The sequence below is a fragment of the Kitasatospora sp. NPDC054939 genome (assembly GCF_053610105.1).
The window spans coordinates 1-19,726 of the sequence record NZ_JBSGXP010000162.1 but is presented as its reverse complement, the minus strand read 5'-3'; the positions used below and the strand labels follow the sequence as shown (position 1 = coordinate 19,726).

Here is a 19,726-nt window from a genome sequence, read left to right as displayed (position 1 = left end):
GCACTCCGCCGACACGGTCCGCAGGTAACTCGACTCCTTAGGTGCAGGGTGGCGGCCGGACGTCTGCGTTCGGGCGTCAGGTCACTGAACCCGGAAGCAGTGGGCCTCCCGGGCTGATCGGCGGCGGACCGTCGACGCGGAAGGATGCTGTGCGCCACACTCGGGCCCAGCGTCCCATCCGCCCCACGCCTCGGGAGAGTTGCACGGTGACCACGACCGCACGGCCCAGCAGTGACCAGTTGGAGATCGCCCTGTCGACCGGGCGGGCCGGGGCCGGCCCGGCCACCTGGGGGCAGCAGGCGATCTGGGACGCGGTGAGCGCCCTGGGGCCCGTCGACGCCCCGCGCTACAACATCACCACGGCGACCCCGCTCGGGGCCGGCCTGCCGGTGCCGGCGCTGCTGGACGGGCTGCGCGGGCTGCTGGAGCTGCACGACGGGCTCCGCACCCGCCTGCGCCCGGTCGGGGCGGACGGGTTGGAGCAGGTGGTGGACGCCGCGGGCCGGCTGCCGGTGACGGTGGTGCGGTGCGGCGACGATCCCGCCGAGGTGGCGGAGGCCGGGCGGCGGCTGCACGAGGAGCTGGCCGGGCTGCCGTTCGACTGCACCGAGGAGTGGCCGATACGGGTCGGCTTCGTGGAGGCGGGCGGCTCGGCCCGGCACTTCTCGCTGGTGCTGTCGCACACGGCGGTGGACGGCTTCGGGATGCGGCGGCTGGTGGGCAATCTGACGGCGCTGGTACAGGGCGGGAGCCCGGCCGGGCTGGCCCGGTCGCAGCCGTGTCTGCAGCCGTTGGAGGAGGCGGCGTTCCAGGTGTCGGAGCGCGGGCGGCGGCGGGATTCCCGGGCCCGGCAGCACTGGGTGCGCAAGCTGCGCGGCGGTCCGGCCCGGATCTTCCCCGAACCGGCCGCGGACGCCCAGGAGTTGAAGTTCCCCAATGCGGTGCTGCGGTCGCCGGCGCTGGCCCGGGCGCTGCCGCTGGTGGCGGCCGGGTTCCGGGTGAGCCCGCAGTCGGTGCTGCTGGCGGCCGCGGCGGCGATGACGGCGCGGATCTCCGGCCGGCCGGAGGCGGTGTTCCAGGTGGTGGTGAACAACCGCTTCGTACCGGGGCTCGCGCACGCGGTGAGCGTGGTGGCGGGGGACGGCGTCTTCCATCTCGACGACATCGGCGGGGACTTCGCCGACGTGCTGCGCCGCGCGCAGTCCGCCTCGCTGGCGACCTACCGGCACGCCTACTTCAACCGGCGGTTGCTGGACGGCGAGTTGGCGCAGCTGGCCGCGGACGGGCAGGCGGACGGGCTGGCGGACCGCTCGTGCGTCTTCAACGACACGCTGGACCTGGTGCCGGGGCAGCCGGCCGAGGACGTGCCGGCCGACGAGCCGCTGGAGCGCACACTGGCCCGTTCGGTGCTGGCCCCGCCGGTGGAGTTCGAGCCGCGCCGGGGGCTGTCCTTCGCGCTCGACGCCCTGCGCGCGCCGGGGGCGGTGGAGCTGGCGATGACGGCGGACGGCACGGTGCTGCCGCGGGCGGACATCGAGCGGTTCCTGTTCGGGATGGAGGAGCTGGTGGTCGCGGCGGCGGGCCGGGCGGGCTGAGGCGGCCGGGTGCGGGCGGCGGGCCCCCGCGACCGGGCCCGCCGCCTGCGGTCCGTCAGTGCTCGTGCACCGAGTTGGTCTCCTGGATCTTCTTCCAGGACTTGGGCTCGACCGGGACGGCCGCGTTCTTCGCGGTGATGTCCTTCGCGGCGGGGGCGAGGGCGGCCGGTGCGGCGCCCGCGGTTCCGGCGGCGGGCTTGGCGGCCGTGTACAGCCAGGTCGTGAACAGGTCGCCCAGGGCGACGCCGGAGATCCGCTCGGCGTACTTCTGGAACTCGGGGACGGTCGCGTTGCCGTAGCGGCGCTCGGTCGGCCAGCCCTTGAGGATGCGGAAGAACGCCTCGTCGCCGACCCGGTTGCGCAGGGCCTGCACGGCGAGCGCGCCGCGCTCGTAGACCGCCGAGTGGAACTGGTTGTCGGGGCCCGGGTCGCCCGGCTTGACGGTCCAGAACGCGTCCTCGGCGGGGCGCACCGCGTAGGTGTAGTCGGCGATCTCCTGGGCGGTGCCCTCGTTCTCGAACTCCGACCAGAGCCACTGGGCGTAGCGGGCGAAGCCCTCGTTCAGCCAGATGTCCTGCCAGCGCTGGACGGAGACGCTGTCGCCGTACCACTGGTGGGCGAGTTCGTGGACGACGACGGAGGTGTTGGAGCCGCGGGCGAACTGGCGGGGGCTGTAGAAGACCTGGGTCTGGGTCTCCAGGGCGTAGCCGGTGGTGACGTTGGGCACGTAGCCGCCGACCGAGCTGAACGGGTAGGGGCCGAAGTACTCGCTGAGCCAGTCGACGAGTTCGCCGGTGCGCTCGACGCTGGCGCGGGCGGCGCCGTCGTTCTCGCCGAGGTCCTTGCTGTACGCGTTGTAGTACGGCAGGCCGCTCGCGGTGGTGCCGCTGGATATGTCGAACTTTCCGATCGCCAGGGTGGCCAGGTAGGTGGCCTGCGGCTTGTTCTCGCGCCAGCTGTAGCGGGTCCAGCCGGCCCGGGAGCTGGTGCCGGTGAGGATGCCGTTGCTGATCGCCTGGGTGCCGTCGGGCACCTGGACGGAGACGTCGAAGGTGGCCTTGTCGGTGGGGTGGTCGTTGCTGGGGTACCACCACCAGGAGCCCTCGGGCTCGCCGGCCACCACGCCGCCGTCGGGGGTGCGCAGCCAGGCGGTGAAGCCGTAGCGCTTCACGGTGGAGGGGGTGCCGGCGTAGCGGACGACCACGGTGGCCTTGCTGCCGCGGGCGAGGGTGCGGTCGGGGGTGATCTCCAGTTCGTGCTCGCCGGTGGCGGCGAACTTGGCGTTCCGGCCGTTGACCAGGACCTGCTGGACGTCGAGGGCGAAGTCGAGGTTGAACTTCGCGAGGTTCTGGGTGGCGGTGGCCAGGATGGTGGTGGTGCCCTCCAGCCGGTCGGTGGTGGGCTGGTAGGTGAGCCGGATGTCGTAGTGGGAGACGTCGTACCCGCCGTTCCCGTACGCCGGGTAGTAGGCGTCGCCCGCCCCGGGGGCGCCCACGGCGCCCGGGGCGGCGGCGGCGGGGACGGCGAGGAGCAGCGCGGCGGCGGCAGCGGCAGAGACGGTCAGCCTCGTGCGCAAGGAGGTCCTCCAGGATCGCTGGGACGGTTGTCGTGCCGTCAATGTGCCTTGCCCGGCGTCCTGTTGGGCCCGGATCCGCGGGTTCGTTATGAAGTGTTCATGAGGAGAAACGGTGGTGCACGGCGCGTCACCGCCCGGACGGCCGCCGTCGGCCCGCCGTCATGCGCCCGCCGAGACCGCCCGTCCGCCGTCACGCGCCCACTGCCACCGGCGCGCGCACCAGCGAGCCGTACTCGGTCCACGAGCCGTCGTAGTTCTTGACGTGCTCGTAGCCCAGCAGCTCGCTCAGCGCGAACCAGGTGTGCGCCGAGCGCTCGCCGATCCGGCAGTACGCGATGACCTCGTTCTCCGGCCCGACGCCGCGCCCGCCGTACAGCTCGCGCAGCTCCTGGGCCGACCGGAAGGTGCCGTCCTCGTTGGCCGTCCGGGACCACGGGATGTTGACCGCGCCGGGGATGTGCCCGGGCACCTGGGCCTGCTCCTGCGGCAGGTGCGGCGGCGCCAGCGACTCGCCCCGGAACTCGGCGGGCGAGCGCACGTCCACCAGCACGGCGTCCCGCCCCGGTTTGGCGAACACCGCGGCCTTGGCGAGCACCTCGTCGCGCAGCGCCCGCAGCTCCGGGTGCTCGGCGGCGGCCAGCCGGTACGAGCTGTGCTGGTAGTCCATCACCTCCCCGGTGAGCACCCGGTCCTCCAGCTCCCACTTCTTGCGCCCGCCGTCCAGCAGCTTCACGGACCGGTACCCGCGCAGCCGCAGCAGCCAGAAGGCGTACGCGGCGAACCAGTTGTTGTTGCCGCCGTACAGCACCACGACGGTGTCGTCCTCCACGCCGGCCGCGCGCAGCAGGTGCTGGACGCCCTCGCGGTCGACGTAGTCGCGGCCCACCGGGCTGTGCAGGTCGGTCGCCCAGTTCCAGCCGACCGCGCCGGGGACGTGCCCCTGCTCGTACGCGCTCGTGTCCTCGTCCACCTCGACCACCCGGACCGTCCCGTCGTCCAGGTGGCGGGCGAGCCAGTCCGTGTGGACCAGTGACTCGGGGTGGGCGTAGCCGTTGCCGGTCATGGTCGGTTCTCCTCTCGCCTGCGGGTCAGCTCCCGCACCAGGTCGTACGCTCCCCCGCTGGCCACGGCCGTCACCGGCAGCCCGGCGGCGGCCAGCAGCCCGGCCGCGACGGTGGCCCGCCGGCCGCGCCCGCAGACCGTCCAGACCTCCCGCCCCACCGGCAGTTCCCCGATCCGCTCCGGCAGCCGGGTCAGCGGGACGGCGAGCGCGCCGGGGACGGCCGGATCGGGGCGGGCGCGCACGTCCAGGACGAGCACCCCGCGGGTCGCGAGCGCGGCCGGCACCTCGGACACGTCGGCGGTGGGGATCGCGGCCAGCGGCCGTCCGCTGCGCGCCCAGCGCTCGGCGCCGCCGTCCAGGGCGCCGACCAGCCGGTCGTCGTAGCCGATCCGCAGCAGCTGGACCACGGCCTCGTGGGCGGCCTCCGCGTACGGCTCGGGCAGGACCAGGACCAGTGGGGTGCCGAACGGCACCACCTCGCCGGTGATCACGCCGAACTGGCCGTCCAGCTCGTTGCCCAGGGAGCCGGGCAGGTGGCCGTCGGCGTAGGTGCGGCGGTCCCGGGCGTCGATCACCAGGGCGCCCCGGTCGACCACCGAGGCGACCTCGTTGGGGGTCAGCGCCGGCAGCCGGGGGACGCCGCCGAGCACCGCCGGGCCGGAGCGGTTGAGCGGGCCCATCTGCCGGTAGTAGGCGGGCGGCGGCGGCAGTCCGCGCAGCCGCTCGGCGACGAAGGCGTCCTCGTCGGCGGCGCCGAGGGCCGGGTTGGCGAGCCGCTGGGCGCCGACCGTACTGGTCCGCTCCCCCGCCGCCGGGCCGGCCGAGCAGGAGCTGCCGGCCCCGTGGGTGGGCAGCACCCGCGTCCCGGCGGGGAGTTGGGCGAGCCGGCGGAGCGAGCGGTACTGGGCGCGGGCGAGTTCCTCGGTGCGGTCGGGGCCGGACAGGTCGGTGCGCCCGGAGCTGTCGACGAGCAGGCTGCCGCCGGTGAAGACGGCCGCCGGGCGGTCGCCCTCCAGCACCAGGTAGGCGGTGTGCTCGGCGGTGTGGCCGGGCGTCTCCAGCGCCTGGATCCGCAGGTCGCCGACGGCCAGTACGTCGCCCTCGGCGAGCGGCAGGTGGTCGAAGCGGTACCCGGCGCGGGCCGGTCCTGCGACCGTCGCGCCGGTGGCGGCACGCACCTCCAGAGCGCCGGAGAGGTAGTCGTTGTGCACATGGGTGTCGAGGGCGTAGCGCACCCGCAGACCGCGCTCCTCGCACAGGGCGAGCAGGGCCCAGCAGTCGCGCTGCGGGTCGACCAGCACGGCCTCGCCGCCGGAGGCCAGCAGGTGGGTGCTGTCGCCGAGGGCGGCGGTGACGAAGGTCTCGACGGTGTTGCCGTCCCGGCCCGCCGGGGTGCGCCCGGGGCCGTCGACGGCGTCGCTGCCGTTCATGGCCTCACACCGCTCCGGGCGCGGCGCCCGGGTGCTCCCCGACCACCACGTCCACCGAGGCGACCGGGTTGCAGCCGTAGCCCTGCTCGTTCCAGGGGGTGCTGAGCGGTTGGCGGTGCCCGGCCGCGTCGCTCGCCCTGGCCTGCAGCCGCACCGGCCCCGACCGCTCCGGCGTCCACCGGTACGACCAGCCGGTCCACGCGTACGGCCCGGTCGGCGGCACCGTCCGGGCGGGCCGCCAGGGGCCGGCGTCCGCCCGCACCTCCACCCCCAGCACCGGCGCGCCGCCGCCCGACCAGGCCCGCCCGAGCAGCCGCACCGGACGGCCGAACGGCAGCAGCGCGCCCGGTGCTGGCTCGGTGATCAGCGACTTCACCCGGATCACCGTCACCGGCCCCTCCGGGGTGCCCTCCGCCGACCCGGACGACTGCCGGTAGACGTACTCCTCGGCCTGGAACGGCCCGGTGAACGGCCGCCCCACCGCCCGCACCCCGACCAGCCACTTCACGTCCGCCACCCCGTACTGCCCGGGCACCACCAGGCGGACCGGCGCACCGTGGCGGGCGGTCAGCGGCGAGCCGTTCATGTGGGTGGCCAGCAGGGTGTCCGGGTGCAGCGCCACGGCGACCGGCAGGCTCCGCTCGAAGGCCACCGACCGGCCGCGCAGCAGGCCCCGGTCGGCGCCGGTGAACACCAGCTCCGCGGTCTCCGGCCGCAGCCCCACCCCCGCCAGCAGCTCGCGCAGCGGCACCCCGGCGAACCGGGCGCAGCCCACCGCCCGCTGGCCCCACGGCAGCCCCGGCGGCCGGGGCGACATCAGGGCGCGGCCGTTGCCCGCGCACTCCACGACCACGTCCAGCTCCCGCCGGTGCAGGCCGCGCAGCCGGTCGTAGCCGACGTCCAGCGGCCGGGCCACCAGCCCGGTCACCCGCAGCCGCCAGCTGGAGCGCTCCAGCCGCGGAACCCCGAAGTGGTCCCGGACGAAGAAGGCACCGGTCGGGGTGATCGGCTCGGCCAGCGCCGCCGACGGTGTCTGCGCGTTGTACGGCTCCGCCGAAATGGCCTCCGGCGTCCAGCCCGTTGCGGTCTTCATCGCGGACTCCCTGTCACCCTCGGTCGATCGCCGTCACCCGCGGCCCGGTCCGGCCGCCGTCGCCAGCGGCCGCTCGCCGCGCAGCGCGGCCAGGGCCCGCCGCGCGCCGAGGGCCTCGAACGCCTCCGCCGCCTCGGCCCGCAGCACCCGGTCCTCGCGGCGGGCACCGCCGTCGGCCGCCGCGCGGACCTTCGCCCGCGCCGCCCAGTACGGCTGCCGGGCCCCGGTGTACAGCCGGGCCGCCGTCAGGTGCCGGGCCCGGGCACCCGCCCGGTCGCCGTGCGCCGCCGCCAGCGAGCCGAGCGCCGACTGCGCCATCGCCCGCCGGGCCGCGCTGTCCGCCGCCCCCGGGACGGCCCGGGCCGCCGCCGCGTGCTCGGCCGCGCCGTCGACGTCGCCGAGCGCCGCGAACGCCTCCGCCGCCACCGGGTGCAGCGGCGCCGCGCAGGTGGGGCACTCCCCGTGCCGCACCGCCGTACGGGCCGCGGCCCGCACCGACCTGACCGCCTCGCCCGGCTCGCCGCGCTCCAGCGCGTCGAAGGCCGCCGTCGCGTACAGCCGCGCGAAGGCGTGCCGGGCGACCGGGGAGCGCTCGGCGTCGGCCAGGCCGCGGCGCAGGTGCTCGGCCGCCGCCGCGCTGTCGCCGCGGGCGGCCTCGTACTCGGCCAGCCGCTGGCGAGGCAGCGCCGCACCGTGGCCGGGCAGTTGCGCGTACCGGTGGGCGCTGCGCTCCAGGCAGCCCGGCGCCTCGTCCCAGTGGCCGCGCAGCAGCAGCGACTCGCCCAGCAGGCACCAGGCGAAAGCCTCCGCCGCTCGGTCGCCGCGGGCGATCGCCAGATCCAGGGTGTGCCGGGCGTACGCCTCCACGGAGTCGGCCGGCCCGTCGGCGTACAGCTGGTGCTGGGCCAGGCAGGCGTGCACGGAGGCGATCGGGTCGGGGCCGACCGGGCCGCCCGCGGGGTGCTCGATCTCCCGGTGCAGCGCCTCCCGCCAGGCGCCCCGCGCGTACTCCACGACGGCCAGCGCCTCCCGGGCGGCGGCCCGGTCGGCCGGCCCGCCGTACTGCTCGGCGGCGGCCAGCCCGCCCTCGGCGGCCCGCTGCGCCTCCTCGTGCCGGCCGGAGGCGGCGAGCCAGCCGGCCCGGACGGCCAGCAGGCGGCCGCTCTCCGCCGGATCGGCCTCCTCCCGGGCCAGCGCGGTCTCGGCGGCGGCCAGCTGCGGCCCGGCGGCGGCCGGCCCGCCGTCCGCGAGGTGGGCGGCGGCGGCCTTGCGGTGCAGCCGGGCGGCGCGCAGTCCGGCGCCCTGCTCCCCGCCGCGGGTCGGCAGGCCCGGGGAGGCGGGCAGGTCCACCACGGCGGGCCGCAGGGCTGCGGCGTACGCGGCGGCGGCCCCGGCGGTGTCGCCGCAGTCGGTCCGGGCGTCGCCGACGTGCTCCCAGAGCTCCCCGGCGAGTTCGGCGCGGACCTCGCCGCCGGTGCGGACCTGCTCGCGCAGCCGCTGGGCGGCGGGGCCGGGTCGCTCGGTGCCGTCGGTGTCCCGATCCAGCGCACCGGCGAGCCGGTCGTACTCGCGGACCGCCTCGTAGCGGCGCCCGGCCAGCGCGTGGACCTGCATCAGCGCGAGCGAGGCCGCCTCGTCGAGCGGTTCGGCGGCCACCGCGCGGCGCAGTACGGCGGCGGCGCCGTCCAGGTCGGCGCGGGCCTCGCGCAGCCCGCCGAGTTCCACCAGCAGCGCCAGGTACTCGGCGTGCAGGGCGCGTTCGCGGTCGGCCGCCCACGCCTCGTAGCGGTCCTCCGGCAGCAGGTCGCCGCCGTAGCGGGCGACGGCCCGCTCGTAGGCGCGCGGGTCGCGGCTGCGGCGGGCGTGCAGCGCGGCCTGCTCGAACTCGTCGACGTCCACCCGGACGGCGCCCGCGGGGACCAGGGCCAGCTGCTCGCCGGACTCCAGGTGGCGGTGGGCGGCGTGCGGGTCGGGGTCGAGCGCGCGGCGGGCCTCGTGCAGGGCCCGGCGCAGCTGGTTGGCCGCGGCCTCGGGGGCCAGGGCCGGCCAGAGCGCGGCGAGCACCCGCGCCCGGGGCAGCCGGTGGCCGGGGGTGAGGGCGAGCAGCTTCACGAGGCTGCGGGCCTTGCGCAGCCGCCACTGGTCGTCGGCGATCTCCCGGGTCCCGACCCGGACCCGGAAGCCGCCGAGCAGTCTGATCCGCAGTTCGAGCATGCGTCGACGCCTTCCCTGCGGACACCTCGAACACCTCGAACCTACGCCCGCCCCGCCGCCCTGGCGAGTCCCGGGCCTCCCGGGGGCCGGGGAGCTACGCGGCCCGCGCCGCGGCGGTCGGCCGGGCGATGTAGTACACGTTGACCACGTCGCCCTCGACGGTCGCCGTGTCCACCGCGCCGAAGCCCGCCTCGGCCAGCATCCGCCGCGCCGTCTGCTCGCCCCAGACCGTGCCGAGGCCCTCGCCGCCCTCGGCCAGTGAGACGGTCATGCAGTAGAAGGTCGAGAAGGCGTACAGGGTCGGGCCCAGCGGGTGGTCGACGTTCTCCTCGACGTTGCTGGAGGCGGCGATGTCGCCCATCAGGAAGATCCCGTCGGGGCGCAGCGCGCGGGCGACGGCGCTCAGCGTCCTGGTGGGCCGGGCGAGGTCGTGGATGACGTCGAAGGCGGTGACCAGGTCGTAGCTGCCGTCGAGTTCGGCGGTGTCGGACTGCACGAACCCGGCGTTGGCCAGGCCCAGGTCGGCGGCCTCCGCGCGGGCCGCGGCGATGCCGCCCTCGGAGATGTCGACCCCGGTGAAGCGGCTGGCCGGGAAGGCCTGGGCGAGCACGTTGACGGCGTGCCCCTGCCCGGTGCCGATGTCGACGGCGTCGATGCCCGCCCGCAGCCGCTCCGGCAGGCCGGGTACCAGCGGCACGATGCCCTCGACCAGGGCCGCGTCGTAGACCCGGGCCGACTCCTCGCCCTGGAGCTGCTGGAAGCGCGGGTAGGAGGTGTACGGCACCCCGCCGCCGTGCCGGAACGCCTCGACCACCTCGTCCTCGACGTTGGCCATCAGGCCGACGTACTGCATCATCCCGGCCATGTTGTCCGGCCCGCCGGCCCGGGTGAGCGAGGCGGCGTGCTCGGGCGGCAGGCGGTAGGCGCGCGCCCCGGGGTCGTACGCGACGATCCCGCCGACGACCATGCCGCCGAGCCACTCGCGGACGTAGCGCTCGTCGAGCCCGGTCGCGCGGGCGATCTCCTCGCTGGTGGACGGCGGCAGGCCGGCCATCGCCTCGAAGAGCCCGGTGCGGTACCCGACGCTGGTCATCATGGCGAGGCAGGCGTCGTTGAGTACCTGCACGATGCGGCCGGCGAACGCCTCCTGCTCCACCGGGTCCGGATCCCGTTCGGACATGGGTGCCTCCTGCGGACGGCGGGGTGGGGACCCTCCCTCCCGCCACGCTACGCCGACCCGGGCCGGGGCGGCCTGCCGTCAGCGCCAGGGGATCTCGGGGCGCTTCTCGTAGCCGAAGCCGGCCGCCTCCCAGCGCCGGCCCTCCTCGCCGAGGCGGCGGCGGAAGTCCTCCCAGTCCTGCCGGGAGCGGTCCGACCAGCCGACCTCGGCGAGGGCGGGCAGCCGGGGCAGCAGCATCCGGTCGAGGTCGGCGGGGGTGCTCAGGGTCTCCGTCCACAGCGGGGCCTCGATGCCGCGGACGGCGCCCGGGGGCAGTTGCTTCACGGTGTCCGGGTCCCAGCGGTAGGCGGTGGAGACGTCGATGGTGCCGGCCCAGACCAGTCCGAGGTCGTAGCGGCTGTGGTACTTCATGTCGAGGTAGGTGCGGTTGGCCGGGGCCATGATCACCCCGGCGCCCCTGCGGACGGCCTCGGCCAGCTCGTCGGAGTCGCCCTGCCAGTACTCCAGCAGGTCGAAGCCGTCCGGTCCGGCGGCGGGCGCGTACTGGTTCCAGCCGATCGGGATCTTCCCGGCGGCGCGCACCTGGGCGGCCACCCGGCGGCCGAACTCGCGGTAGCCGGCGGCGTCGAGCTTCTTCACCTCGTCGCCGCCGATGTGCAGGTAGGGGCCGGGGGTGAGCCGGGCGACCTCCCGGACGACCTCCTCGGTGAAGGCGAAGGTCCGCTCGTCGGTGGGGCAGATCAGGCTGAAGCCGACCTCGATGCCGGTGTACGGGGCGGGCCGGCGGCTGCCGGTGCAGTCGAGCTCGGGGTGGGCGGCGAGCGCCGCGTTGGTGTGGCCGGGCAGGTCGATCTCGGGCACCACCGTGAGGTAGCGCTCCTGCGCGTACCGGACGATCTCGCGGTAGTCGGCCTCGGTGTAGAACCCGCCGGGGGTGCCGCCGACCTCGCCCACCGCGCCGATCCCGGTGAGCGCGGGCCGGCCCGGAATCGCGAGCCGCCAGCCCTGGTCGTCGGTCAGGTGCAGGTGCAGGTGGTTGACCTTGTAGAGGGCAAGCCGGTCGACGAAGCCCTTGACCTCGTCGACGGTGAAGAAGTGCCGGGCGACGTCGAGCAGCGCGCCCCGGTAGGCGTAGCGCGGCCGGTCCTCGATGTCGACCGCGGCGACCGTCCACGCGGTGCCGTCCGTGACGGCCGTGCGGCTCTCGATCTGCGGCGGCAGCAGCTGGCGCAGGGTCTGGGTGCCGCGGTAGAGGCCGGCGCCGGTGCGGGCGGCGATCACCACCCGGGTGGCGTCGGCGGTGAGCCGGTAGCCCTCGGGGCCGGTGGCCTCGGGCAGCGCGCCGTCCAGGGTGAGGACGATGCCGTCGGCCGCGCCCGGGGCGTCCTCGACGGTGAGCGGGAGCCCGGTGGACCGGCGCAGGTCGGCGGCGAGCCGGTCGGCGATCCCGCGGGCCTCCCGGGCCGGTTCGCCGGTGCCGGCGGCGACCCGCAGGACGGTGCCGGCGGTGAGCCGGTAGCCGGGTCCTTCGGCGGCCCTGGCGGAGAGCGGCGCCGGGATGATGCGGTCCCCGGTGCGGGGGCCGGCGGCGGTGGGTCCGGCGCCGGCCCCGCCCCCGCCGTCGAGCGCCCGGTAGCCGCCGAGGCCGGCGGCGGCGAGGATCAGGACGGCGAGGACGGCGAGCAGGCCGCTCCGCCGGGACGCGAGCCCCGCTGGTCGTATCGGCACGCGCGCTCCCGGTGGGGTCGGACGACGGTCCGGCCCCCGTTCACGGCCGGTTCACCGGGAATGGTCTCAACCAATCCGCCCGCTGTCCCGGAGTTCGTACGAATCGGCGTACCCGGCGGCCGGGCCGGCCGCGAGGACGGCCGAGGGTGCACCGGCCCGGTCGGCGACGAGCCGGTGCACCCGGTGGCGTTCGCCGTCGGCGGCGGCGGCGGAGCCCGGGACGGCGAGGGCGAGGACGAGGGCACTGGCGGCGCAGAGCGCGGCGTTGCGAAGGCGCATGGGGGGAGGCCCCTTTCAGGGCGGTACGCGACGGCGGCGGCCGGTCCGGGGGGTGCACGGCGGCGCCGGGGGAACTGGGTGAGATCACCCTAAAGGCCCTCAGATCTGCTGAAACGGTTCTGCTTCCTCACTCGTTCGAGTGGTTCACGCCGCGGACCCGCTACCCCCGCCACCCGGGGTGCTTCGCGCTACGAGGGCGGCGCCGTGAAGTAGTACCCGGCGTCGATCAGCACCGGCAGGTACGCCTGGAGCGCCGCCACCGTCTGCGAACGGTCGCCGCCGCCGTCGTGGTTGAGCACGATCGAACCCGGCCGGATGTCCTTCAGCACCCGCTCGGTGATCACCGCCGTCCCCGGCCGCGCCCAGTCCCGCGGGTCGACCGACCAGCCCATCGGCCGCATCCCCAGCGCGGCGCTGACCTTGAGCGAGGCCGACGACCAGTCACCGCCCGGCGCCCGGAACCAGGTCGGCGCCCGCCCGGTCGCCCGGTGCAGCAGGTCGGAGGTGCGCTCCAGCTCCTCCCGCACCCGGGACTCCGACAGCTGCCGCAGGTCCGGGTGGGACCAGGTGTGGTTGGCGATGTGGTGCCCCCGGTCGGCGATCTCCCGCACCAGCCCGGGGTGGGCCGCGACGTTCTCGCCGACCAGGAAGAACGTCGCCCGGATCCCGTGCTTCTCCAGCAGCGCCAGCACGGTCGGGGTGTGCTTCGGGTCCGGCCCGTCGTCGAGGGTGAGCGCCACCACCCGCCGCTCGGGGTTGAGCTCCAGCACCGGGCGGCCCTCGGCCTCGACCGGCACCCGGGGCGCGGCCTGCGCGGACGGGCCCGCCGAGGCGGAGGCGGGCGCCCGGTCCGACCCGGCGGGCCGGCCGGAGGGGGTGCCCGAGGCGGACGGGGCGCCGGGGGCGGACGGCGCGCCGGAGCCGGGGGCGGACGGCGTGCCGGACGGCGGGGCCGTCGCACCGTCGGCGGGCACCGCGGCGGACTCGCCCCCGGTCGGCGGTCCGGGGGCCGCCGACCCCTCCGTCCCCTCGGTCCGGCCGCAGCCGGCCACCCCCAGGAGGGACATTCCGGCGGCCACCAGCAGCAATCTGCGCGAAGTAATCTGACGATCTGACAGCATTCCGAAGGCTTCCCCCGCCCGGCCCACCGCGTCCCGGCCCCACCCCGAACGGGTCCCGATCATCACCCCGACGGCCCAGGCCCTGTCCGGCCGGACAGGGCCTGGGCGCCCCCGCCGCACCCGCGGCCGCCGGAGGTCCGGCGGCCGGCCTCCCGCGATGCGGACACCGCTCCCCCGGCGGCCACCCGGGACCGCTACGCTGACCACCCCCAGTGTGATGATCTGTCTCCAGAGGACGTGGCCATGACGACGAGTCAGGACTTCTCCGACCAGCAGCACGAGACCGACCCCGCCGAGCTGAGCCAGTGGGAGCGCTTCGGCGTCGACACCAGCGCTCCGCACTCCGCCCGGGTCTACGACTACTGGCTGGGCGGGAAGACCAACTTCGCCCCCGACCGCGCCATGGGGCAGGCCTTCGAGGCGGCCATCCCCAGCATCCGCACGATGGCCAAGGAGAACCGCGCCTTCCAGGGCCGCGCCGTCCGCTTCCTGGCCCGGGAGCACGGCATCCACCAGTTCCTCGACCTCGGCACCGGCATCCCCACCTCCCCCAACACCCACGACATCGCCGAGGCCGTCAGCCCCGGCACCCGGGTCGTGTACGTGGACAACGACCCCATCGTGCTGGCCCACGCCCGCGCCCTGATGGTCTCCACCCAGAGCAGCCGCACCACCTACATCCACGCCGACCTGCGCAAGCCCACCGAGCTGCTGGCCGACTCCGCGCTCACCTCCACGCTCGACCTCGACCGGCCGGTCGGCCTGCTGCTGATCGCCGTCCTGATGCTGATCGCCGACGGGGACGACCCCTGGGGCAAGGTCGCCGAGCTGCGCGACGCCCTCCCCTCCGGCAGCTGCGTGGCGCTCACCCACCCCACCCAGGACTTCGACCCGGAGACCGTCGCCCAGGTGACCGCCGCCGCCCAGCAGGGCGGGATGACGCTCGTCCCGCGGACCCGCGAGGAGGTCACCCGCTTCTTCGACGGCTGGGAGATCCTGGAGCCCGGCGTCTCCCCCGTGATGTCCTGGCGCCCCGACGGCGAACCGCCGGCCGACCCGTATGCCGCGTACTACTGGGGTGCGGTCGCCCGCAAGCCGTGAGGCGCACCGCGGGCCCGCGGCCGACCGCCGGCCCGCGCGCTACTTCAGCAGCCGCGAGAGCCTGCGGTCGGCGAGCGGCTTGCCGCCGGTCTGGCAGGTCGGGCAGTACTGCAGCGAGGAGTCGGCGAAGGAGACCTCGCGCACGGTGTCCCCGCAGACCGGGCAGGGCTGCCCGGTCCGGCCGTGCACCCGCAGGCCGGTCCTCTTCTCCGCCTTCAGCTCCCCGGCCGCCAGCCCGCGCGAGCGCTCCACCGCCTCGCGCAGGGTGCCGACCAGCGCCTCGTACAGCCGCGCGGTCTCCTCGCCGGTCAGCTGCGCCGGCTGCTTGTAGGGGGACATCCGGGCGGCGTGCAGCACCTCGTCCGAGTAGGCGTTGCCGACCCCGGCCAGCACGCCCTGGTCCCGCAGCACGCCCTTGAGCCGGCGGCGCTCACCGCTCAGCAGGGCGGTGAACGCCTCCAGGGTGAACGCCGGGTCCAGCGGGTCGGGGCCGAGCCGGGCGATCCCGGGGACCTCCGCCGGGTCGGCGACCACGTACACGGCGAGGCCCTTCCTGGTCCCCGCCTCGGTCAGGTCGAAGCCGTCCCCCGCCCCGCCGGCCAGCCGCAGCCGCAGGGCGAGCGGGTTGCGTCCGCCCGGGCGCGGGGGCTCCTCCGGCAGGTGGTCGCGCCAGCGCAGCCAGCCGGCCCGGGCGAGGTGCACCACCAGGTGCAGGCCGCCCGCATCGACGTCCAGGAACTTGCCGTGCCGGGCCACCCCGCCGACCGTCCGCCCCTCCAGTGCCGTCACCGGCGGGTCGTACGTCTTCAGCGCACTGATCGCCACCGGCCGGACCTCGGCGATCTCGCGCCCGGTCAGCCGCTCGGCGAGGAAGGCGCTGAGCGCCTCGACCTCCGGAAGCTCCGGCATGCTGCCCAGTCTCGCGCAGCGGGCCGCGCCCCGCCCGTCCGGCGTTTTGCCCGTTCGCCGGCGGCGGCGCAGGCTGGGAGGGTCGGAAAGGTACCGCCATGAGCACCCTTGAGGAACAGATCGACATCGACGCCCCGGTGCTGGCCGCCTGGGAGCAGCTGCACCGCGTGCACGACTACCCCCGCTTCGTCGACGGGGTGCGCAGCGCCGAGCCGCACGGCCGCAACCTCGCCCACCTGGGGATCGAGTACGGGGGCAGCGAGCACGCGGTGGAGACCGAGATCACCGACCGGGGCCGTGGCCGGGTGATGTCCTGGCAGACCCGGGACGGCGTCCCGCTGCGCGGCACCTTCGCGCTGCTGCCGCTGGACGCCTCGCACACCCGGGTGCAGATCCGGGTGGAGTACGACCCGGAGGCGGTGCACGAGGTGTTCGGCGGTCCGCACGGCTTCGCCCAGGCCGGGGCGATCGAGCGGGCGGTGCGGGCGGACCTCGAACACTTCCGCGACCTGGTGGAGGAGCGGACGGCCGACGGGTGAGCGGGCCGCCGGCGGGTGAGCGGACGGCCGGCGGGTGAGCGGACGGCCGGCGGGTGAGCGGACCGCCGGGCCCGCGGTGAGGATCCCCACAGCCGGCGGCCGGGCCGGTGGTTCCGATTTCCCCCTGTGGCAGACTCGGAAGCCATGACCGACTACCCGGCCGGCCCGGCCACCAGGACGCTCCGCGCGGCGCTGTTCGCCGCGCTGGTCGTGCTGCTCGCGGGCCTGGGCCAGGTGCTGGTGACCGGCCGCCCGCTGCCGCTGGCCACGCTCGCCCTGGCCGGCACCGCCGTCTTCGCGGCGGCCCTGCTGCTGGCCGGCGGGCAGCACGGCTTCGGCCGGGTCGCGGCCGTGTTCGTCCCGCTGGAGCTGGGCCTGAGCGCGCTGTTCGGCCTGGCCCAGACGGCCTGCCCGTCGCTGCCGCCGGACGCCGCGCACGGTCTGCGCCCGCTGCTCTGCGGCGGCGGCTCGCTCGGCGGGTTCCTGCTGGGCCACGGGCTGCCGTCGGCGCTCGGCGCCGTCCTGCTGGTGGTGCTGCACACCGTGATCGGACTGGCCGCGGCGTTCTGGCTGCACCGGGCCGATGCCGCGCTCGGCGCGGTCCTGCGGGCCACCGGCGCGCTGCGCGCGTTCGCCCGTCGTCTCGGCCCGGCCGCCGTCCGCCGGCTGCTCGCCCTGCTGGGCGCCGCCGCACCGGCCCGTCCGGTGGTCCGGGCGCCGTTCCCGCGCGCCAGCCGGGTGCGGATCCCGGCCGACCCCGTCGTCCTCGGCCCCGCCGTCCGGCGCGGCCCGCCGGTGCTCGCCGCCGGCTGAGCACGCAGCTCCCGCTCGGCCGGCCTCCGCCCGCCCCGTACGCGACCGAGCACAGGACGACATCCACCATGAGCAACACCCGCCACAACGCCGACCGCAAGGCCGCCCGCCGCGCCGCCACCGACCGCATGCGCGAGGAGCGCGAGCGCGCCGAGCGCTCCGCCCGGATCCGCCGCCGCACCGTGGTCGGCGCGGCCTCCGCCGCCGTCCTCGCCCTGGTCGCGGGGGTCGCCCTCGCGATCGGCGGTTCCTCCTCCGGCGCCGGGGCCGACCTGGCCGGCACCGACGGGCCGCTGGTCGTCCCGGCCCACACGAGCGGCCCGGACGGCACGGTCGTCACGTACGGCAAGGCCGACGCGCCGCACACCCTGGAGATCTTCGAGGACTTCCGCTGCCCGTACTGCGAGCGGCTGGAGACCACCACCGGCGCGACCATGAAGCAGCTGGCCGACAGCGGCACGTACAAGATCGAGTACCGGATGGCCGCGTTCCTGGACAAGGGGCTCGGCGGCCGCGGCTCGCACGTGGCGCTGGCCGCCGCGGGCGCCGCGCTGAACGAGGGCGTCGACAAGTTCAGCGGCTTCCACGACGTGCTGTACGCCAACCAGCCCGAGGAGCGCGAGGACGGCTTCGGCGACGTCAACCGGATCCTCGACCTGGCCGGGCAGGTGCCGGGCCTGAAGACCGACGCCTTCGTCAAGGCCGTGCAGGAGGGCACCTACCTGCCGTGGGCCAAGAAGGTCGACGAGGCCTTCGACCGCAGCGGCGTCACCGGCACCCCGACCGTCCGGCTGGACGGCAACAAGCTGGACGTCTTCAAGAACGGCTCGCCGGTCTCCCCCGAGCAGTTCACCGCGCTGGTCCGGCAGGTGACCGGGTGACCGCCGCCGCCACCGCGCCCGCCCCCCGCGGGTCGGGCACCGGCGCGCCGCGCCGCTTCGCCGTCCTGCTGCTGGGCACCGGCGCACTGGGCCTGTTCGCCTCGATCGTCCTCACCCTGGACAAGATCAAGATCCTGCAGGACCCCTCGTACGTCCCCAACTGCAACATCAACCCGATCATCAGCTGCGGCTCGATCATGCGCAGCGACCAGGCGGAGGCCTTCGGCTTCCCGAACTCGCTGCTCGGCCTGGTCGGCTTCGCGGTGGTGCTCGCGACCGGCGCCGGGCTGCTCGCCGGGGCCGCGTACCGGCGCTGGTTCTGGCTCGGCCTGCAGGCCGGGGCGCTGTTCGGGATCGCCTTCGTCGGCTGGCTGTCCTACCAGGCGCTGTACCGGATCGGCGCGCTCTGCCCGTACTGCATGGTGGTGTGGGCGGCGATGATCCCGCTGTTCTGGTACACCACGCTGCACAACCTGCGGACCGGGGTGCTGCCGACGCCGGCCCGGCTGCGCCCGGTGGTCCGGGAGCTGCTGCGCTACCACTGGGCGGTCCCGGCCCTGGCGTACGCGGTGATCGCCCTGCTTGTGCTCAACCGGTTCTGGTACTACTGGAGCACCCTGCTCTGAGGCCCGACGGCCCGACGGCCCGCTCCCGCACCGGCGGGGGCGGGCCGCGACCGTCTCAGGCGCCGCCCGTGGCGGCGGCGCCGGACCGCTCGGGCCGGCCGGGCCACCAGAAGCGCCGCCCGGTCAGCAGCACCAGGGCGGGCACCATCACCGTGCGGACCAGCAGGGTGTCCAGCAGGACGCCGAGGCCGACGATCACGCCGATCTGGGTCAGGGTGATCAGCGGCAGCACGCCGAGCACCGCGAAGACGGCGGCGAGCAGGATCCCGGCGCTGGTGATGACCCCGCCGGTGGCGGCAAGGGCTCGCAGCACCGCCGCCCGGGTGCCGTGCCCGGCGAGGGTGTCCTCCCGGGTGCGGGCGATCAGGAAGATGTTGTAGTCGACGCCCAGCGCCACCAGGAACAGGAATGACAGCAGCGGGACGTTGGTGTCCAGCGCCGGGAAGTCGTAGACCGTCCGGAACACCACCCAGCCGGCGCCGAGCGCGGCGAAGTACGAGGCCACCACGGTCGCCACCAGCAGCACCGGGGCGAGCAGCGCGCGCAGCAGGACGACGAGCACCAGCAGCACGATCACCAGGACCAGCGGCACCACGACCCGGGTGTCCCGGTCGTTGGCCCGGGCGGTGTCGTACGCCTCGGCAGTGGCGCCGCCGACCAGGGCGTCGGCCCCGGCGACCGCGCCGACCGCGGCGCGCAGCCGGTCGATCGTGCGGTCGGAGGCGGCCGTGCCCGGGGCGTCGGCGAGCACCACCTCGGCCCGGGCGTGGCGCTCGGTACGGGCGCCGGCGGTGACCGCGGCGACCCCGGGCACCTCGCGGGCGGCCCGGACGACCTCGTCGGCGGAGCCGGCCGCGGAGAGCAGGGTGAGCGGGGCCGGCGCACCGGCCGGCTGCACGGCGGCCAGGGTGCGCTGGCCGCGGACGGCCTCGGGCGTCTCGCGGAAGGAGTCGGCCTGGGCGAGGCCGGTGCGGGCGCCGAGCGCCCCCGAGGCGAGCAGCAGCAGGACGGCCGTGCCGCCGAGGGCGACCCGGGCGGGGCGGCGGGCGACGGCCCGGCCGATCCGCGCCCACCCGCCCCGGCGGTCGGCCGCGACCGGGTCGCCGACCCGGGGCACCAGCGGCCAGAACAGCCACCGCCCGGGCAGCACCAGCGCGGCGGGCAGCACGACCAGGCCGAACAGCACGGCCGTGAGGATGCCGACGGCTCCGGCGAAGCCCAGGCCGCGGTTGCCGGTGAGTTCGGCGGCCAGCAGGGTGAGCAGGCTGAGCACGACCGTGGTGCCGCTGGCCAGGACGGCCGGGGCGGTGCCGCGCCAGGCTCGGGCCATCGCGGTGAAGCGGTTCCCGTCGAGCTGGAGCTCGTCGCGGTAGCGGGAGACCAGCAGCAGGGCGTAGTCGGTGCCGGCGCCGAAGACCAGCACGGACAGGATGCCCGCGGCGGAGGCGTCGACCTGGACTCCCGCGTGCGGGGCGAGCGCGCCGACCAGCACCCCGGCCAGCCGGTCCCCGGCGCCGACGACCAGCAGCGGGACCAGCCACAGGACCGGGCTGCGGTAGGTGAGGAGCAGCAGGACGG

Annotated in this window: 17 protein-coding genes; 6 read left to right on the top strand and 11 right to left on the bottom strand. The window is 76.1% G+C overall.

All coding sequences use genetic code 11. From position 1 onward, the window contains the following. Positions 1 to 206: 206 nt before the first annotated feature. Complete coding sequence (locus ACWGB8_RS32525; RefSeq protein WP_452217226.1) at positions 207 to 1,595, top strand: condensation domain-containing protein; 1,389 nt, start codon at positions 207 to 209, stop codon at positions 1,593 to 1,595. 55 nt (positions 1,596 to 1,650) lie between these two features. Here ACWGB8_RS32525 and ACWGB8_RS32520 read toward each other — a convergent pair whose 3' ends face one another. The 9 genes from ACWGB8_RS32520 to ACWGB8_RS32480 form a co-directional block, all read right to left on the bottom strand. Further along, positions 1,651 to 3,171 carry a M1 family metallopeptidase gene (locus tag ACWGB8_RS32520; RefSeq protein ID WP_452217225.1) on the bottom strand — a complete coding sequence of 507 codons (1,521 nt, stop codon included), beginning with the start codon at positions 3,169 to 3,171 and terminating at the stop codon, positions 1,651 to 1,653. 190 nt (positions 3,172 to 3,361) lie between these two features. Next, positions 3,362 to 4,234 (bottom strand): sulfurtransferase, encoded by an 873-nt coding sequence (locus tag ACWGB8_RS32515; RefSeq protein WP_452217224.1) that lies wholly within the window; start codon positions 4,232 to 4,234, stop codon positions 3,362 to 3,364. Beyond that, positions 4,231 to 5,664 carry an MBL fold metallo-hydrolase gene (locus tag ACWGB8_RS32510; RefSeq protein WP_452217223.1) on the bottom strand — a complete coding sequence of 478 codons (1,434 nt, stop codon included), beginning with the start codon at positions 5,662 to 5,664 and terminating at the stop codon, positions 4,231 to 4,233. Before ACWGB8_RS32510 ends, ACWGB8_RS32515 begins: the two co-directional genes overlap by 4 nt. Before the next feature lie 4 nt (positions 5,665 to 5,668). Then, positions 5,669 to 6,757 carry a sulfite oxidase gene (locus ACWGB8_RS32505; RefSeq protein ID WP_452217222.1) on the bottom strand — a complete coding sequence of 363 codons (1,089 nt, stop codon included), beginning with the start codon at positions 6,755 to 6,757 and terminating at the stop codon, positions 5,669 to 5,671. A 33-nt stretch (positions 6,758 to 6,790) separates the two neighbouring features. Continuing rightward, entirely contained in the window at positions 6,791 to 8,971 is a 2,181-nt protein-coding gene (locus ACWGB8_RS32500) for a BTAD domain-containing putative transcriptional regulator (protein WP_452217221.1), read from the bottom strand. Between the two features lie 94 nt (positions 8,972 to 9,065). Beyond that, entirely contained in the window at positions 9,066 to 10,151 is a 1,086-nt protein-coding gene (locus ACWGB8_RS32495) for a class I SAM-dependent methyltransferase (protein ID WP_452217220.1), read from the bottom strand. 78 nt (positions 10,152 to 10,229) lie between these two features. After that, entirely contained in the window at positions 10,230 to 11,879 is a 1,650-nt protein-coding gene (locus ACWGB8_RS32490) for a beta-N-acetylhexosaminidase (RefSeq protein WP_452217219.1), read from the bottom strand. A gap of 66 nt (positions 11,880 to 11,945) precedes the next feature. Beyond that, entirely contained in the window at positions 11,946 to 12,158 is a 213-nt protein-coding gene (locus ACWGB8_RS32485; protein WP_452217218.1) for a hypothetical protein, read from the bottom strand. A gap of 188 nt (positions 12,159 to 12,346) precedes the next feature. Further along, positions 12,347 to 13,237, bottom strand: coding sequence for a polysaccharide deacetylase family protein (locus tag ACWGB8_RS32480; protein ID WP_452217217.1), 891 nt, complete (start codon positions 13,235 to 13,237; stop codon positions 12,347 to 12,349). Between the two features lie 285 nt (positions 13,238 to 13,522). On the opposite strand from ACWGB8_RS32480, the gene ACWGB8_RS32475 reads away from it, so the two are divergent. Next, positions 13,523 to 14,380, top strand: coding sequence for an SAM-dependent methyltransferase (locus ACWGB8_RS32475; protein WP_452217216.1), 858 nt, complete (start codon positions 13,523 to 13,525; stop codon positions 14,378 to 14,380). A gap of 39 nt (positions 14,381 to 14,419) precedes the next feature. On the opposite strand, the gene ACWGB8_RS32470 is transcribed toward ACWGB8_RS32475, so the two are convergent. Then, positions 14,420 to 15,289: an Fpg/Nei family DNA glycosylase gene (locus tag ACWGB8_RS32470; protein WP_452217215.1), complete on the bottom strand. Its 870-nt coding sequence runs from the start codon at positions 15,287 to 15,289 to the stop codon at positions 14,420 to 14,422. A 98-nt stretch (positions 15,290 to 15,387) separates the two neighbouring features. Between ACWGB8_RS32470 and ACWGB8_RS32465 the strand changes: the two genes are divergently transcribed. From ACWGB8_RS32465 to ACWGB8_RS32450, 4 genes are all read left to right on the top strand, one after another. Next, a complete protein-coding gene (locus tag ACWGB8_RS32465; protein ID WP_452217214.1) occupies positions 15,388 to 15,828 on the top strand; it encodes an SRPBCC family protein in 441 nt (146 codons plus the stop codon). 144 nt (positions 15,829 to 15,972) lie between these two features. Then, on the top strand, positions 15,973 to 16,641 hold the full coding sequence (locus tag ACWGB8_RS32460; protein WP_452217213.1) for a hypothetical protein: 669 nt from the start codon (positions 15,973 to 15,975) through the stop codon (positions 16,639 to 16,641). Between the two features lie 68 nt (positions 16,642 to 16,709). Continuing rightward, positions 16,710 to 17,522: a DsbA family protein gene (locus ACWGB8_RS32455; protein WP_452217212.1), complete on the top strand. Its 813-nt coding sequence runs from the start codon at positions 16,710 to 16,712 to the stop codon at positions 17,520 to 17,522. Further along, a complete protein-coding gene (locus tag ACWGB8_RS32450) occupies positions 17,519 to 18,148 on the top strand; it encodes a vitamin K epoxide reductase family protein (RefSeq protein ID WP_452217211.1) in 630 nt (209 codons plus the stop codon). Before ACWGB8_RS32455 ends, ACWGB8_RS32450 begins: the two co-directional genes overlap by 4 nt. A 55-nt stretch (positions 18,149 to 18,203) precedes the next feature. Here the strand turns inward: ACWGB8_RS32450 and ACWGB8_RS32445 are convergent. Next, a partial coding sequence (locus tag ACWGB8_RS32445; protein ID WP_452217210.1) for an MMPL family transporter occupies positions 18,204 to 19,726 on the bottom strand: 1,523 nt, incomplete at its 5' end.

What these genes read in the sequence shown, in the direction of transcription:
- ACWGB8_RS32515 (WP_452217224.1), bottom strand. Translation starts at nt 4,234, where the DNA reads ATGACCGGCAACGGCTACGCCCACCCCGAGTCACTGGTCCACACGGAC.
- ACWGB8_RS32510 (WP_452217223.1), bottom strand. Translation starts at nt 5,664, where the DNA reads ATGAACGGCAGCGACGCCGTCGACGGCCCCGGGCGCACCCCGGCGGGC.
- ACWGB8_RS32505 (WP_452217222.1), bottom strand. Translation starts at nt 6,757, where the DNA reads ATGAAGACCGCAACGGGCTGGACGCCGGAGGCCATTTCGGCGGAGCCG.
- ACWGB8_RS32500 (WP_452217221.1), bottom strand. Translation starts at nt 8,971, where the DNA reads ATGCTCGAACTGCGGATCAGACTGCTCGGCGGCTTCCGGGTCCGGGTC.
- ACWGB8_RS32495 (WP_452217220.1), bottom strand. Translation starts at nt 10,151, where the DNA reads ATGTCCGAACGGGATCCGGACCCGGTGGAGCAGGAGGCGTTCGCCGGC.
- ACWGB8_RS32485 (WP_452217218.1), bottom strand. Translation starts at nt 12,158, where the DNA reads ATGCGCCTTCGCAACGCCGCGCTCTGCGCCGCCAGTGCCCTCGTCCTC.
- ACWGB8_RS32475 (WP_452217216.1), top strand. Translation starts at nt 13,523, where the DNA reads ATGACGACGAGTCAGGACTTCTCCGACCAGCAGCACGAGACCGACCCC.
- ACWGB8_RS32470 (WP_452217215.1), bottom strand. Translation starts at nt 15,289, where the DNA reads ATGCCGGAGCTTCCGGAGGTCGAGGCGCTCAGCGCCTTCCTCGCCGAG.
- ACWGB8_RS32465 (WP_452217214.1), top strand. Translation starts at nt 15,388, where the DNA reads ATGAGCACCCTTGAGGAACAGATCGACATCGACGCCCCGGTGCTGGCC.
- ACWGB8_RS32460 (WP_452217213.1), top strand. Translation starts at nt 15,973, where the DNA reads ATGACCGACTACCCGGCCGGCCCGGCCACCAGGACGCTCCGCGCGGCG.
- ACWGB8_RS32455 (WP_452217212.1), top strand. Translation starts at nt 16,710, where the DNA reads ATGAGCAACACCCGCCACAACGCCGACCGCAAGGCCGCCCGCCGCGCC.